This is a genomic window from Gammaproteobacteria bacterium (genome assembly GCA_016712635.1).
Taxonomy (GTDB): Bacteria; Pseudomonadota; Gammaproteobacteria; order SZUA-140; family SZUA-140; genus JADJWH01.
In genome coordinates, this window is the sequence record JADJQS010000010.1 from 37091 (window position 1) to 52963 (window position 15873).

Annotated in this window: 11 protein-coding genes and 2 tRNA genes; 10 read left to right on the forward strand and 3 right to left on the reverse strand. The window is 68.0% G+C overall.

What is annotated here, in order from left to right; translation table 11 throughout:
• Positions 1-59 precede the first annotated feature (59 nt).
• A tRNA-Gly gene (locus tag IPK65_12260) sits at positions 60-133 on the forward strand.
• Between the two features lie 112 nt (positions 134-245).
• Here IPK65_12260 and IPK65_12265 read toward each other — a convergent pair.
• Together IPK65_12265 and IPK65_12270 are read right to left on the reverse strand one after the other, a co-directional pair.
• Positions 246-743 (reverse strand): host attachment protein, encoded by a 498-nt coding sequence (locus IPK65_12265; protein ID MBK8163869.1) that lies wholly within the window; start codon positions 741-743, stop codon positions 246-248.
• A gap of 213 nt (positions 744-956) precedes the next feature.
• On the reverse strand, positions 957-1328 hold the full coding sequence (locus IPK65_12270) for a hypothetical protein (protein ID MBK8163870.1): 372 nt from the start codon (positions 1326-1328) through the stop codon (positions 957-959).
• 176 nt (positions 1329-1504) lie between these two features.
• On the opposite strand from IPK65_12270, the gene IPK65_12275 reads away from it, so the two are divergent.
• Genes IPK65_12275 through IPK65_12285 form a run of 3 tightly spaced genes read left to right on the forward strand, consistent with a single transcriptional unit; the run spans position 1505 to position 5150 of the window.
• Positions 1505-3766, forward strand: a complete 2262-nt coding sequence (locus tag IPK65_12275) for an AsmA family protein (GenBank protein MBK8163871.1) — start codon at positions 1505-1507, stop codon at positions 3764-3766.
• Entirely contained in the window at positions 3763-4869 is a 1107-nt protein-coding gene (gene mutY / locus IPK65_12280) for an A/G-specific adenine glycosylase (protein MBK8163872.1), read from the forward strand. Before IPK65_12275 ends, mutY begins: the two co-directional genes overlap by 4 nt.
• Positions 4869-5150, forward strand: a complete 282-nt coding sequence (locus IPK65_12285) for an oxidative damage protection protein (protein MBK8163873.1) — start codon at positions 4869-4871, stop codon at positions 5148-5150. The genes mutY and IPK65_12285 overlap by 1 nt, the downstream gene beginning before the upstream one ends.
• A gap of 79 nt (positions 5151-5229) precedes the next feature.
• Here the strand turns inward: IPK65_12285 and IPK65_12290 are convergent, their stop codons facing one another.
• The gene (locus IPK65_12290; GenBank protein MBK8163874.1) at positions 5230-6216 is read right to left on the reverse strand and encodes an SUMF1/EgtB/PvdO family nonheme iron enzyme; all 987 of its coding nucleotides are present in this window, start codon (positions 6214-6216) and stop codon (positions 5230-5232) included.
• Positions 6217-6387: 171 nt separating this feature from the next.
• Between IPK65_12290 and IPK65_12295 the strand changes: the two genes are divergently transcribed.
• From IPK65_12295 to IPK65_12320, 6 genes are all read left to right on the forward strand, one after another.
• A tRNA-Phe gene (locus IPK65_12295) sits at positions 6388-6463 on the forward strand.
• 407 nt (positions 6464-6870) lie between these two features.
• A complete protein-coding gene (locus IPK65_12300) occupies positions 6871-10209 on the forward strand; it encodes a DUF11 domain-containing protein (GenBank protein ID MBK8163875.1) in 3339 nt (1112 codons plus the stop codon).
• A gap of 57 nt (positions 10210-10266) precedes the next feature.
• Positions 10267-10869: a methyltransferase domain-containing protein gene (locus tag IPK65_12305; GenBank protein ID MBK8163876.1), complete on the forward strand. Its 603-nt coding sequence runs from the start codon at positions 10267-10269 to the stop codon at positions 10867-10869.
• A 217-nt stretch (positions 10870-11086) separates the two neighbouring features.
• Entirely contained in the window at positions 11087-11413 is a 327-nt protein-coding gene (locus tag IPK65_12310) for a helix-turn-helix transcriptional regulator (GenBank protein ID MBK8163877.1), read from the forward strand.
• Positions 11410-12516, forward strand: a complete 1107-nt coding sequence (locus IPK65_12315) for an efflux RND transporter periplasmic adaptor subunit (protein MBK8163878.1) — start codon at positions 11410-11412, stop codon at positions 12514-12516. Before IPK65_12310 ends, IPK65_12315 begins: the two co-directional genes overlap by 4 nt.
• The gene (locus IPK65_12320; protein MBK8163879.1) at positions 12513-15827 is read left to right on the forward strand and encodes an efflux RND transporter permease subunit; all 3315 of its coding nucleotides are present in this window, start codon (positions 12513-12515) and stop codon (positions 15825-15827) included. Before IPK65_12315 ends, IPK65_12320 begins: the two co-directional genes overlap by 4 nt.
• Positions 15828-15873: the final 46 nt, after the last annotated feature.

A 15873-nucleotide genomic window follows, 5' to 3' on the forward strand; every position in this document is an offset into this window, starting at 1 on the left:
GATGGGGACGCACTTGACCGGGCTCGGCCCCGGCCGTCAGAATGGTCGGCTCGCGCCCGGCGGGTGTAGTTCAATGGTAGAACGAAAGCTTCCCAAGCTTTAGACGTGGGTTCGATTCCCATCACCCGCTCCATCCCTGCATGACGGGATGATTCGTCTTTACTGATGCGCGATGTGCGCTCCCTGCCTGCGGAATCATTTTTGAACGGCCGGCCCATGGGCCAGGACCGGCACCCCTGCAACCCCTAGGCCGGAACCCGTCCGCGCGTCGGGATCAGGCCCGCGCCGGCGAGATGGCGGTGAATCTCCAGCGGCGCCATGTGGGCCAGGTCCTTGCCCGACTCGCGCACTTCGACCTTCGACCCGGCCGGCAGGGCCAGCGTGCCGCGCAGCAGACCGAGCATATGGCTGGACGCGGCCAGCACCAGGCAGCGGGGCCGGTATTGCCGCAACAGACCCACGGCCCCGTCGGCGATGCGCTTCGCGAAGCGGCGGTTGAACTCCTCCATGTGATTGTCGCGGTGGTCGTCGTAGCCGTGGGCCGAACCGCCGCCGCGCGCCATGTTGCGCCCGCTCCTGGTCTCCGTCCAGGTGTCGCGCCCGGGGAGGTTGGCCTCCGGATTCACCAGATCGCTCACCTCGACGAGGTTGGGACCGGCCTCGATGCCCGGCACCATGTCATTGTCGAGGAAGAAGAACCGCGCCCGGGAACGATCCGCCACAATGACACAGTAATGGTTCATACGGCACCTCCACCCGTTGCCGGTACAATCCCCTGTCCCGCCCTTGCAGCGGTGCCGGGCCTGTTTACCAGCCTAGCCGATCACACCCAACAAATACAGCATGAGCACCAGCGTCGCCGCGCCGGCAATAATCATGATCAGGAGCATCAGAACGGCGAATATACCGCGCACGGGCGACTTACCTCGTTGATTGATGTTCATACCCCGGCGGGATCAGGGATATCGCAGCCGGATCGGGTCGTTCCTGGGTGTACAGTAGGTCCACAGCGGCAGGCGCGCCGCCGGGTCCAGCATCACGGTCATGATCTCGCCGCAGACAGGACACTCTCCCGTCGCCGACTCCACGTTCTCGCTCACCCGGTAACGCATCACCGCCGTCACCGGGCCGGCCAGCAGGAACCCCGGCACCAGCACGAAATGCGCGATCGGGATGAACAGCGTAACGACGGCGAGGAACCACATGAGTGCGAGCATCTTCAGCGCGCGCAGCCAGCGCTCCCTGTTGCTGAACATGCGCACCTGCAGGCTGCCGGCACGTGCCACGCCGGCGTCGTTCTCGATCAGTATCGGACGAACCTCGGCCACGCTCCTGTCTCCCGACGCCTGACTAACACTCTGATGCCGGTCATGATTGGCAAGGCCAGACTATACACAGCGCCGGCGTTTTCTGGCAAACCGCGCGCGGTCTGGAGCAGGCGGCCACTTGATGATAGTCTGCATTCCGACCCGCTGAATCACCCGGCACCGCCGCGCACCCCGTTATGATCAGACGCATCGCCATCGTCCTCGGTATCCTCGCTGCCCTCCTGCTCGCGGCGCTGGTCCTGATACCGCTGCTGTTCAACCCCAACGACTATAAGGACAAGATCGCCGAACTCGCGCGCGACGCGACCGGGCGCGAGCTCAGGATCGTGGACGACATGAAGCTGTCGCTGTTCCCCTGGATCGGCGTCGAGTTCGGCCGGGTCGAGTTCGCCAACGCCGCGGGCTTCGGCCCGCAACCGTTCGCCCGCATCGCGGCGGCAGAGATCAAGGTGAAGCTGATGCCGCTGTTCCAGCGTCGCATCGAGGTCGACACCGTGACGCTGCACGGATTCGCGTTGTCGCTCGAAACGGCCGCCGACGGCCGCACCAACTGGGATGACCTGGCGGCGCGCGGGGCGACGCAGGACCGCGCGGACACGGAACCGCCCCCGCCCTCGAACGGCGGCGACGCCGCGCTGGCCCTGCCCGCCGCGCTCAGCATCGGCGGGCTGGACGTGCGCGACGGCGCCCTGCACTGGCGCGATGACTCCGCGGGCACGCGCCTGGACGTCACCGGCCTGCGCCTCGCCAGCGATCGCATCGAGGCCGGCAAGCCGGTTGACCTGGAGCTCGCCTTCGACCTGCACGGCGAGCAGCCGGCCATCGACGGCCATCTCGATCTCGCCACCCGCCTCGAGGCCGACCTGGCGCAGCAGCGCCTGCGCGCGGCGAATCTGCGCCTCGACGCCAGGCTCGCGGGGGCGGGCATGCCGCTCGGCAAGATCGAACTCAGGCTCGCGGGAGATGTGGACGCCGACCTCGCCGGCCAGGCCTATCGGATCGACAAGTTGCGCCTGAACACCGCCGTGGACGACGCGAAGCTGCCGGGCGGGCGCCTCGCGCTAGCCCTGCAGGGCAGGATCGTCGCCGACCTCGACAAACAGACCGCCGAGCTGCCGGACTTCGTCCTCACGACCCAGGGCGTTACCCTGCGCGGCACCTTGCGCGCGACCCGGCTGCTGGACGCGCCCGTAGCCGCGGGACACCTCGAGGCCGACACCTTCAACCCGCGCGATTTATTGAAGGCCCTGGCCATCGACGCGCCGGAGACCGCCGATGCAGCGACGCTGACGCGCGCCGCGTTCGCGTTCGACTTCGAGGCCGCGGGCGAGCACGCCGCCATATCGGCGCTCAGGCTCCAGCTCGACGACAGCGCGCTGACGGGCTCGGCCTCGGTACGCGACTTCGCGGCCCCTGCGCTCGCCTTCGACCTCGCGCTCGACCGCATCGACCTCGACCGCTACCTGCCGCCGCCGCAGGACGAACCCGTCGCGGCGACGCCGGCCGCCGCGGCGCCGGCCGCACTCAAGCTTCCGCTCGACACGCTGCGCGCACTCGACATCGACGGCAGGCTCGCGGCCGGACAGCTCCGCATCAGCGGCCTCTCGCTCTCCGATCTGAGCCTCGCGGTGCGCGCAAAGGACGGCCTGATCGCGCTCGCACCGCTCAAGGCGAACCTCTACGGCGGCCGCTACGCCGGCAACATCCGCCTCGACGCGCGCGGCGCCGTGCCGGCCTTCGCGCTCAATGAATCGTTGACCGGCATACAGGCCGGGCCGTTGCTGAAAGATCTGCTCGACAACGAGACCTTCAGCGGCAACGCCGATTTCGCCCTCGAGGCCACGGCCAGCGGCGACACCGAGGACGCGCTGCTGCGCAGCCTGGACGGCACGGCCCGCTTCAAGCTGCGCGACGGCGCCGTGAAAGGCTTCAACACCGCGCAGATGATCCGCGAGGCGAAGGCAAAGCTGGAGGGACGCCCGGCGCCGCCCGCGGCCGCCAACCAGACCGATTTCAGCGAACTCGGCGCCTCAGTGCGCGTCGGCGGCGGCATCGCGCGCAACGACGACCTGAGCGCGAGCTCGCCCTACCTGCGCATCGGCGGCAGCGGCCAGGCCGACCTGATCAAACAGGAGATCGATTACCGCCTGCGTGTCCGGCTGGTCGACACCGAGATCGGCCAGGGCGGCGAGCAGCTCGGCGACGTCAAGGGCATCGAGATCCCCATCAGGATCAGCGGCGCCTTCGCCGGCCCGTCCATCGGACTCGACAGCGCGGTCATCAGCGATGTCCTGAAACAGAAGGCGAAGGCCGCCGTCAAGCAGGCGGTGGACGCCAGCAAGGGCAAGGCGCAGGAAAAGCTGGAGCAGAAAAAACAGGAACTCAAGAAAGACGTCGAGGACAAGCTCAAGGACAAACTGAAGGGAATGTTCCAATGAGCGCCGTCGCGGCCCGGGGTAAACGCCGGGACGGCGCGGAGGATTTCAGCGCCGCGCTGCTGACATGGTTCGATGCGCACGGGCGCAAGGACCTGCCCTGGCAGCGTGACACCACACCCTACCGGGTTTGGGTTTCCGAGATCATGCTGCAGCAGACCCAGGTTGCGACCGTGATCCCCTACTATCAACGCTTCATGCAGCGCTTCGCCGGCGTCGGCGCGCTCGCCGCGGCCACCCTGGACGAGGTGCTGCACCTGTGGTCGGGTCTCGGCTACTACGCGCGCGCGCGCAACCTGCACCGCGCCGCGGGCATCGTCTGCATCGAGCATGGCGGCGAGTTCCCCGCCGACATGGAACGGATGCAGGCGTTGCCCGGCATCGGGCGTTCCACCGCCGGCGCGATCCTCGCGCTCGCGCGCGGGCAGCGCCACCCGATCCTCGACGGCAACGTCAAGCGCGTGCTTGCGCGTTATCACGCCATCGAAGGCTGGCCGGGGCAACCCGCGGTGGAAAAACGCCTGTGGGAGCGGGCCGAGGCCCACACGCCGCGGGACCGCGTCGGCGCCTACACCCAGGCGATCATGGACCTCGGCGCCACGCTGTGCACGCGCGGCGCGCCGGACTGCGCGCGCTGCCCGCTCGCGGCGGGATGCCGGGCGCGGCAGACGGGACGGACGAGGGACTACCCTGCTGCGCGGCCGCGGCTGCAAAAGCCCGAACGCGAGAGCACGATGCTCGTGCTGAGGAACGCCGCCGGCGAGGTCCTGCTCGAACGCCGCCCGCCCGCCGGCATCTGGGGCGGCCTGTGGAGCCTGCCCGAGGCGCCGCCGGAGGCGCGCGGCGACGCGGACATCCGGCGCTGGTGCGCCGATGCCTTGCGCTGCCGCATCGATGCGCTGACCGAGCTTCCCGGCCTGCGGCACGCCTTCAGCCATTTCAACCTGACGATCCGTCCGCTGCAGGCGCGCGTGCTGCGCCAGGACGCGGCCGTCATGGAGGGGGCGGGATACGTCTGGTACAATGGCCGCTCGCATGCGCGTGGCCTCGCGGCGCCGATCCGGCGCCTGCTCACCGCGCTCGCGCAGGAAACAGGAGAACCTTGATGACCCGCATGGTGCACTGCGTGAAGCTGGACAAGGAGGCGGAAGGCCTGGGCTACCTGGTCTACCCGGGCGCACTCGGGAAACGCATCTTCGACAACGTCTCCAAGGAGGCGTGGCAGATGTGGCTCAAGCACCAGACCATCCTCATCAACGAAAACCGCCTCTCCCCGATCGAGCCGCGCGCGCGCCAGTTCCTCGAAAAGGAGATGGAGAAGTTCTTCTTCGGCGAAGGCTCCGAGCTGCCGGAGGCGTTCGTGGATCCCGGGAAAGGCGCGAAGTAGCCGCGGATCCCGGGCGGCGGGCCGGGCCGCCATCGCTGTTACTTCGCAACCCCTGGCTGCGGGTCCGCCCGCCAGTCGCTCACCGTTCGCCGCCGTCCATCGCGCAGCGGAACCCCACGTCGGTGCTGACCATGCCGGGCTCCGCATGTGCGCGGCGCGCGCTGCGGAAGAAGACGCTCAGGGCGTAATGCCCGAGGCCCGCCCCGCCCCCGCGCACCACGCGGTGTTTCTCGCCGAAGTCCGCATCCTGCGCGTCTGAACCCGGATAGGGCCGGTACCAGTCCCCCACCCACTCCGAGACATTGCCGCCGAGGTCGTATACGCCATACAGCGAGACGTCCTGCGGATAGGAACCGACGGCGGCGAGAATCTCGTCGCCCTCGCCCTGGTCGCCCGAGTTGGCCACACCATGCCGCCAGTCGTCGCCCCAGGGATACTCACGGCCCTCCGGTCCGCGCGCAGCCTTCTCCCATTCGGCCTCGCCCGGCAGGCGTTTGCCGCGCCAGCGGCAGTAGGCGTCGGCATCGAACCAGCTCACCGCCGTCACCGGCAGGCGGTCGCGCCCGCGCTGGATGCCGAGCAGCAAGGCCAGCAGCTCCTCCCTGTCCAGTGCGGAGGTGTCGACCTCGAGCTTGAAATAATCGCGCGCGATCCAGCGCAGGTTGTCCACGTGGGCGGTCTCGAGCTTGCGGTCGGCGACGTTGTAGGCGCCCTGGACCCACTCCGCCGGCTCCGCGCGGCCGGTCTGCAGCACGAAGGCCTTGTAGTCGGCGTTGCTGACCTCGGTCGCGTCGAGATAGAAGCCGGGAAGCTCCGTGCGGCGCCGCGGATGCTCGTTCACGAACAGCGGCACGGTGAAGCCGTAGCGCTCCTGCAGCCCCTCCTCGTCGGTCTTGTCGCTGCCCATGATGAACGGTCCGCCCGGGATGAACACCATACCCGCCCCGGCGGCCGGGGCGGCGTCTTCCGGCGGCCCGCCGCAGGCCGCGCACAACGCGGCCGCCAGCAGCACGCCTCCCCACCGGCCGCTGTCGCCGCAATGCCTATCGCGATGTCCAGGCTTCATGAAAACAGGCGCTTCAACAAGGAGTTTGGCGCAGAATACCACGGCCTCGCGCAATCGTAAGCCGTCGTCCGGCTTGACGCGATACCCGTCAGGCGGGTCTAATACGCGTGCCGCGGAACGTCCGCGGCGCGATCATCCGGTTGCTGGATCAACCTCCGCGTTCCCCCCGATGGCCAGGTAGCTCAGTTGGTAGAGCAGGGGACTGAAAATCCCCGTGTCGGCGGTTCAATTCCGTCCCTGGCCACCAATTTCATCGATCATTGCAACCGCCGCTGCACCTTCGGGGCGGGGATTCCCGGCCCGCGCGCGGCGCGCGGGCGTTCGACGGCGCTGACGGCTGCGCCGTCACCACGCGCCGCCTCACCCCCGTGTCGGCGGTTCAATTCCGTCCCTGGCCAGCATTCAATCCTGCGTCACGCACGACGCGGAAACGCTTACTCCGACCCGCAGGCCAAGGCTTGAACGTTTCCACGCTAAGGCCTTGAAACACGATCATTATGCAAGGCGGGATGGATAAACTTTTGTGCTATACTCGGCCATAAAATCAGGACCATGGCGCAGCGCTCAGGCCCGGGCGCGCCGTCCCAGCGGGTAGAATTGATGCGATCCTGCAAAAATACAGGGATATATACCCATACATGTGCGCGCCTCCTGTTGTCGGCGGCGCTGGCGATCCCGCTGCAAACCCACGCCTTCGTCTATATCGTTGACAGCGCGGCCGATCTCGTCGATGCCGACACCAGCGACGGGATCTGCGCGACCGCCTCCGGCACCTGTACCCTGCGCGCCGCGATCCAGCAGGCCAATGCCTGGGCCGGAACCGACTCGGTCGTCCTTCCGGCCGGCACCTATACCCTCAGCATCGGCGGCGCTGGCGAGAATGCCGCCGCCAGCGGCGACCTCGATGTCACCGACGGGCTGATCCTCAACGGCAGTGGCGCCGTGTCGTCGGTCATCGACGGCGGCGGCATCGACCGCGCGGTGGACATCGCGAACGGTGTCGCCGTGCAGGTCAGCGGCGTGACGATCCGGAACGGCTTCGTCAACGGCAGCGGCGGCGGCATCTACAACCTCGGCACGCTATCCCTCAGCGACAGCGCCGTCACCGGCAACACCAGCGCATTGCCGGCCGGCACCGCCGGCGGCGGCATCTACCACTTCTCCAGCGGCGAGGCGGCGGTCAGCCTGAGCCTCGACCGGGTTACCGTCAGCAACAACAGTGCGGACAATTCCTCGCTGAGCGGCGCCTCCAGCATCAACGGCGGCGGCATCGCGATCGTCGGCGGCGCGGTCACCATCAATGAGAGCCTCGTCACCGGCAACATCGCAACCACGGGCACCGTCGGCAACACCGGTAACAACGTCGGAAGCGGCGGCGGCATTTACATCAACAACGGCAACGTGGCTGTCACCGACAGCACCATCAGCGGCAACACCGCCGACTGGAACGCGGGCGGCATCTACAACTTCGGCGCCGTGACCGTCACCGGCAGCACCATCAGCGGCAACACCGCCTTCCAGGGCGGCGGCGTCTATACCGACGGCAACCCGGCACGCCTGCTGACGCTGGTCAACAGCACGGTAAGCGGCAACGTCACCACCCACCCGAGTTTCTCCACACTCGGCGGCGGCCTGTTCATCAGCAAGCCGACCGTCATCCAGGGCAGCACCATCACTGAGAACGAGGCAGGCGACGGCGCCGGCCTCCACCTCGACCTGACCGGCCAGACCTCGCTCAACCAGGGCAGCGTCACGCTCACCCATGCCATCATCGCCGGCCAGACCGCAGGGCCGGACTGCGACAACGCGGCTGCGATCACGTCGAACGGCAACAACCTCGCCGGCGATGCCAGCTGCGGTCTCGCCGGCGGCGGCGACCTCAACGGCACGGCTGCCGGCCTGGGCGCCTTGTTGGCTACGAACGGTGGCCCCACTGCGTCCCACCTGCCGCAGACCGGCAGCGCGGTGATCGACAACGGCAGCAACGCGACCTGCACGGCCGAGGACCAGCGCAGCTTCCCGCGTCCGGCCGACGGCAACGGCAACAGCAACGCGATCTGCGATATCGGTGCCGTCGAGGTCACGCCGGGGACGAACGCCGATCTCGCGGTGCGCCTGAGCGATGCGCCCGATCCGGCCGTGGTCGGCGGCGCGCTGGCATACACCGCCACCGTCACCAACCAGGGGCCCGCCCCCGCGACCGGCGCCAGCATGATACTGACCTTGCCCGCCACGGTCAGCTTCCAGTCCGCCTCTGCCGGCTGCGCGCCTGGCGGTGCGACCGTCACCTGCAACATCGGCGCCCTGGCCGCAGGCGCCGCTGCGGTCCGCACCGTCACGGTCACACCGAACACCGTCGGGACCATCACCGCGAGCGCGGCCGCCGCGGCGGCGGAGGCCGACCCCAACACGGCCAACAACACCGGCATTGAGACCGACACCGAGGTCTACCAGCCGACCGACGTCACCATCACCACCACGGCCTCGACAACCGGCACGATCATTCTGGCCAGCGGCGCTGAAGCCAGCGGCGGCAACATCAATGAGTGTGTTCCGAATACCTCATGCGACACCGTGCTCGCGGGCGAGCCGTTCACCTATACGCTGACCATCGGTAACAGCACGGCGACCGCGCGCAACGTCCGCATCAGCGACACTCTCCCGGACGGCGTCGATCCGGTCTCCCTGACCGCCTCCACCGGAACCTGCTCCGCCGCGGGCCAGATTTTCACCTGCGCGCTCGGCGATCTCGGCACGGGCTCCGCCGTCGCGACCATAGACATCATCGTGAATCCGACGGAAAAGGGCGTCATCGTCAACCGCGCGGTCGCCAACTTCGACGGCGCCTTCCTGACCGCGCCGGGTTCGGGCGAATTCACCCTCAACGTCGACACGCGCGCCGATCTCGCGGTGGACATCGTCGACACCGACGATCCGGTCGCCCAGGGCGCCGACCTCGGCTTCATCATCACGGTCAACAACGGCGGCCCCTCGGACGCCACCGACATTGAACTCGCGGTGACGCTGCCGGCCAGCTACACCTACAACTCGACCTCCTCGCCCGACGGCTGGAGCTGCACACCGACGGGCGTGACCGTCGAGTGCTCCCTGGCGACGCTGGCATCGGACACCCTGTCGACGCTCACGGTGTTCGTGACGCCGACGGCCACCGGCACGCTGGACACCGGCGTCGCGGTCACCGGAGCCGACACCGACAACGATCCCAGCAACAACTCGGTGACTGAAAGCACCACGATCGGACCCGCCGTTGTGGTCACGACGGATCTCTCCGTCGTGCTGAGCACCGATCCCGCACCACCGGGGACAGTGGCGGCGGGAGACAATCTCACCTACATCGCCCGCGTGACCAACAACGGGACGGTCACCGCCCAGAATGTCACGCTCACCCAGGTGCTCCCGTCCGGCGTCGCCTTCGTTTCGGCCACCAACGGCTGCAGCGAATCCGGCGGCATCGTGCAGTGCGCGCTGGGAACCATCGCGGGCGGCACCTCCGCCAGCGGAAACGTGGTCGTGCGTCCGGCGGCGGAAGGCACCCTTAGCTCTACGGTCACCGTGCTCAGCGGAACGGTGCAGGATCCCGATACCTCGAATAACACGGATACCGAAACAACCACCGTGAGCGCCGCCTCGGACGGCAACGGCGGCGGCCTGCGCAAGGGCTCCGGCTGCTTCATCGCCACCGCCGCCTACGGCAGCTACCTCGATCCGCACGTCATGGAGCTGCGCCGGTTCCGCGACGATGTGCTGCTCGCGACGGAGCCGGGCCGGACCCTCGTCGAACTCTACTACCGCGTCTCGCCGCCGGTCGCCGACCTGATCAGCCGGCACGATGCCCTGCGCGCCGTAACCCGCTGGGCGCTGACCCCGGTGGTCTACGGAGTCGCCTATCCACTCCCCTCCGCCGCGCTCGGCATGTTGCTGGTGGTGGGACTGCTGAGACACCGACAAAAATTCGTGAGGGGTGAGGCGTAAGGAGTGAGGCGAAAACCCTTTACAATCTTTCACGCCTGACGCCGCACCCCCCTATTCATGCCAAGCTGGGACGACCGCTACACCGCCTCCCGCAATCTCTTCGGCGACGAGCCCAGCCCACTGCTGCTCGAATTCCGTCCTCACCTCTCTCCCGCCATGACGGCCCTCGCCATCGGCGACGGGGAGGGGCGTAACGGGGTCTGGCTCGCGCAACAGGGACTCGACGTGCTCGCGATCGACCTGTCAGCCGTCGCGCTCGAACGCGCCCGGCGTCGCGCGCGCACCGCCGGCGTCCCGCTGTGCACCCTCCGGACCGACATCCTCGCATGGGAATGGCCGGAGGCGGCCTTCGATCTCGTCACCCTGATCTTCGTCCATCTCCCCTCCGCGCAGAAACGGCTGCTGCACCAGGCGATCCGGCGCGCGCTGAAACCCGGCGGTCTGTTCATGCTCGAGGCCTTCCATCGCGACCAGATCCATTGCGGAAGCGGCGGCCCGGCGGATCCCGATCTCATGTATACGCTCGATGAGATCGTCGCGGACTTTGCCGGTTTCGAAACACTGAAATGCGCCCGGGTCGAAACCGGGGTGATGCTCGACGGGGAGCCCCGCGGCGAGGGCGTCGCCGTGCATTTCGTCGCGCGCAGGCCACCGGGCTGATGCGGAACAGCCGTACGGCGAATGCTTATATTAGGAATACCCCTTTGCCTGCCCCGGCGCAGACTCCGTAATCCGCGCCCATCGCGCCTCTCCGCCTGGAATAATCCCAATAAATATCTGTACGTTATAACTCTCCGGCGCAAACATGCCCGGAGGCTTGCGCCCGGCAGGGTAATAAAAGTAATATTCGTACATTCTAATATTCGAGATATCTAATATGACTGACTTTCCTGCACACCAGCTGGATTCCGCGGTCGAGGGGCTGCGGGTCATCGCGCACCCGGTCCGACTCATGGTGCTCTGCCAGCTGGCCGACGGCGTCAAAAACGTCAGGGAACTCCAGGAGGGTACCGGCGCCACGCAATCCAACCTGTCGCAGCATCTCTCCAAGCTGCGACTGCTCGGACTGGTGAGCTGCGAACGGCGCAGCCAGCACATCTATTACAGACTTGCCGATCCGGGATTCATGCGCATCATCGAAGCCCTGAAAGGCGTTTATTGCGGCACATCCGCCGACCGGTCAGAGGAGGACCCGACACCGTGAAACCGACTTCACTCCTTGCCCTGCTCCCGCTGGCGCCGTTACTGCTGACCGCCTGCACGACTGAGCCGGATTCCACAAACCCGCCTGCGGGCGCCGCAATCCAGGCTGCGCTGCACGACGTGGCGCCGGAGCAGATCGACGAGACCTACACCACCACCGGCACACTGGTCGCCGACGACCGCGTCGAGATCGCCTCGCGCCTGATGGGTTACATCCGCGACATCAAGGTGCGCGAGGGCAGCCCGGTGAAACAGGGACAGCTGCTGCTCACCATCGACCCGACGGAGATCGAGGCGCAGCGCGCCGAGGCCGAGGCGCGCGTCTCCCAGGCGCGGGCGCGCAGCGCGGAGGCGCAGGCCGATTTCGAACGCTACAAGACCCTGTTCGAACAGAAACTGGTGGCGGCCAACACCTATACCAAGGCGGAACTCGAAACCCAGGTGGCGCAGGAGGAACTGCGGGCCGCGCTCGCCACGCTCGATCGCGTCAAGGTGCAGATGCAGTACGCCGAGGTGCGCTCCCCGGTCGACGGCGTGGTGGTGGAGAGGCTGCGCCGCACCGGTGACCTCGCCAACCCGGGCGCCACGATACTGACCGTGGAGAACCCCAGCAACATCGTGCTCGAAACGTATATCCGCGAGGACCAGCTGCGCCACGTGCAGCCCGGCGACGAGATCGCCGTCTCGGTCGACGCAGTCGGACTGCGCACCACCGGGGTGGTGACGCAGGTCGTGCCCTCGGGCGATCCGGCCACCCACAGCTACCTGGTCAAGGCCACCCTGCGCGAACTGAACGGTGCCCGCAGCGGCATGTTCGCGCGCAGCGCGTTCTCCACCGGGACCAAATGGACCGTGCTGGTGCCGGACACGGCGCTGGTGAATCGCGCCGACCTGCCGGGCGTGTACATCGTCGACCGCGACGGCACCGCCCATTTCCGCATGGTGCGCACCGGCCGTCACGTCGACGGCCGTACCGAGGTCATCGCCGGCCTCGGCGGCGGCGAACGTATCGTGGCCGGATCCGACACGCCGGTGCGGACCGGCGACCGCGTGACGGAGAAACCCGCCGCCGCGGCGGCGACGCGGGATCTCGCTCCGCAATGAACACCGGGCTCAACATAGCGGGCCGCCTCGGCCGGGCGGCAATGGGCTCGACGCTGACCCCCATCGCCGGCATCCTGATCTTCCTGATCGGCGTGGTCGCGCTGCTGATCACGCCGCGCGAGGAAAATCCGCAGATCGACGTGCCGACCGCGAACATCTTCGTCGCGATGGAGGGCGCAAGCCCCGAAGAGGTGCTCAATCTGGTGGTCAAACCGCTCGAGGCGGTGATGCGCGAGATGGCGGGGATCGACCACACCTACGGCCTGGCCTCGGATTCGCTCGGCATGGTGACGGTGCAGTTCGAGGTCGGCGCGGACAAGGAGGCGAGCCTGGTGCGGCTGTACGACCGCCTCATGCACAATCTCGACCGCATCCCGCCCGGCGCCGGCCAGCCGCTGGTCAAGCCGGTAGACGTCGATGACGTGCCGATCCTCGCCATCACCTTCTCCAGCGACCACCACGGCGACCTCGCGCTCAAGCAGGTCGCCGACCGCGTCAGGGAAGTCCTGGTCCCGCTGCCCGGGATCTCGGTCGCCGAGGTGATCGGCGGACGCAACCGCGAGATCAGTGTGCAGCTCGATCCCGAGCGGCTGGCGGCGCGCGGCATCGCCCTCGATGCGCTGCACGTCGCGCTGCGCTCGGCCAATTACGAGATCCCGGTCGGGCAGGCGGTGGACGACAATCGCGTCAAGCTCATCCGGCTGTCGGCCGCGCTGCGCAGCGCGCGGGACGTGGGCGCGATCGTCGTCGGACTGCACGACGGCCGTCCGGTGTACCTGCGCGACGTCGCCGACATCGCCGACGGGGCCGGTGACATCGAACAGGTGCACCGCATCGGCTTCGGCCCTTCCGCTGCTGCGCCAGCCACCGCGGGCGAACCCGAGCGGGTGGCGGTGACGCTCACGCTGGCGAAGAAACGGGGCACCAACGCGGTGACGGTGGCCGCGCGCGCGCTGGACGAGCTCGATAAACTCAAGGGCGACTTCATTCCCGACGACGTCGACGTCACGGTGACGCGCGACTCCGGCGAGCGCGCCGACGCGGCGGTCAACCTGCTGGTCGAGCACCTCGGCATCGCGATCGCCTCCGTGGTTCTCATCCTGCTGCTGTTCCTCGGCTGGCGCGAGGCGGCGATCGTCACTCTCAACATCCCGCTCATCCTGTTCGTGGTGCTCGCGGTCGGGCTCATCGCCGGGCAGACCATCAACCGCATCACGCTGTTCGCGCTCATCCTCGCGCTGGGCCTGCTGGTGGACGACGCCATCGTGGTGGTCGAGAACATCCACCGCCACCTGCGGCGCGGCACGCAATCGCTGGCCGACAAGGCGGCCGTGATCATACGCGCGACCAATGAGACCGGCCGTCCGACCATCGTGGCGACCTTCGCCGTCATCCTCGCCTTCATCCCGATGGCCTTCGTGACCGGCATGATGGGCCCGTACATGGGGCCGATCCCCTTCAACACGCCGGTCGCGATGCTCGCCTCGCTGGTCATCGCCTACATGTTCACGCCATGGATCGCGCAGCGCCTGCTTAAAGCCGGCGCCGCCGGCGAAGGCGCAGCGCACGAGGATGACTCGCACGGACGCGACCGCCTGCACCGCCTCTACACCCGCCTCGCGACGCCGCTGATCGAGAACCGCCGCACGCGCCGTGCGTTCTGGGCCGCCGTCGGCCTGCTGTTCCTCGCCGCCTGCTGGCAGCCGGCATGGCAGTTCCTGCGCCCGTCCGGCATCGGCGGCCCGCCCACGCCCGGCACGGTCGAACTCAAGATGCTGCCCAAGGGCAACAAGAACACCTTCAACATCACCGTGGACATGCCCGAGGGTACGCCGCTGGAGATCACCGATGCCGCCGCGCGCGATATCGGCGCCGTGCTGCGCGCGCATCCCCTGGTCACCGATTACGAGACCTTCATCGGACGCGCCGGCCCGGTCGACTTCAACGGCATGCTGCGCGGCGCGACCGTCAAGCAGGGCACGCACCTGGGCGAGATCCGCGTCAACCTGGTCGACACTCTCGAACGCAGCGTGAAGTCCGAACAGATCGTGCTCGACCTGCGCGCGCGCCTCGCCCCGGTGTACGCCGCCTGGCCGGCGGCGAACATCAAGCTGGTCGAGGATCCGCCGGGTCCGCCGGTGCGCGCCACCCTGCTCGGGGAGATCTACGGCCCGGACTATGACACCGCGCGCCGCCTCGCCGCGCAGGTGCGCGCCGCCTATGCGGACACCTGGGACCTGGCCGACATCGACGACTCGGTCGGCGAGGACCAGATCGAATACCGCGTGACGGTCGACAAGGAAAAGGCGGCCGCGGCCGGCGTCGATACCGAGGCGATCGCCGCGGTCATGCGCGACTTCGTCGCCGGCTTCGACATCGGCACCATCCACGCCGCGAGCGAGCGCAACCCGGTGCCGATCCACATCCGCATGCCGGAACGCTTCCGCATCGCACCGCGCGACCTCGACCGCCTGTTCGTCGCCAGCAGCGCGGGCGGGCAGGTGCCGGTGGCCGCCTTCACCGGGATAGAGGAGGTCGTTGCCGACAAGACCATCCAGACCAAGGACGGATTCCCCGTCGTCTACGTCACCGGTGAACCGGCCACCGGATCGCAGGTCTACCCGCTGCTCGACCTCGACGGCCGGCTTGACGGCGCGGAACCCCTGCCGGGCGTCAGGCTCACCACCGGCGGCCTCGGCTTCATGCGTCCCCTGCCCGACGCGACCTTCGACTACCGCCTGCTGTGGGACGGCGAGATGCGCCTGACGCTGGACGTGTTCCGCGACCTCGGCGCCGCGTTCATGGTCGCGCTGGTGCTGGTCTACCTGCTGCTGGCCGGCTATTACGGCAATTTCATCCTGCCGCTGATCGTGATGGGCGCGATCCCGCTCACCATGATCGGAATCTTCCCCGGCCACCTGATCATGCAGCAGCCGTTCACTGCCACCTCGATGATCGGCATGATCGCGCTCGCCGGGATCGTGGTGCGCAATTCACTGCTGCTGATCGACTTCATCCTGGACAACCGCGCCCTCGGCACCGGTCTGAAGGAGGCGGTGCTCGAGGCCGGCGCAGTGCGCGCGCGCCCGATCCTGCTCACCGCGCTCGCCGTCATCGCCGGCACCGCGATCATGATGAGCGACCCGGTGTTCGGCGGGCTCGGCGTCGCGATGGCCTTCGGCACGCTGGCCTCGACCCTGCTGACCCTGTTCGTCATCCCGCTGGTCTATTATCTGTGGCAGCGCGATAAATCTCAGGAAGGGGGACGGATTACGCAGGAGGGGGGACAGATTTCAAATCTGTCCCCCTAACCACCGACCACCGACCGACCGGAGACGGATTTTAATCCGTCACCTG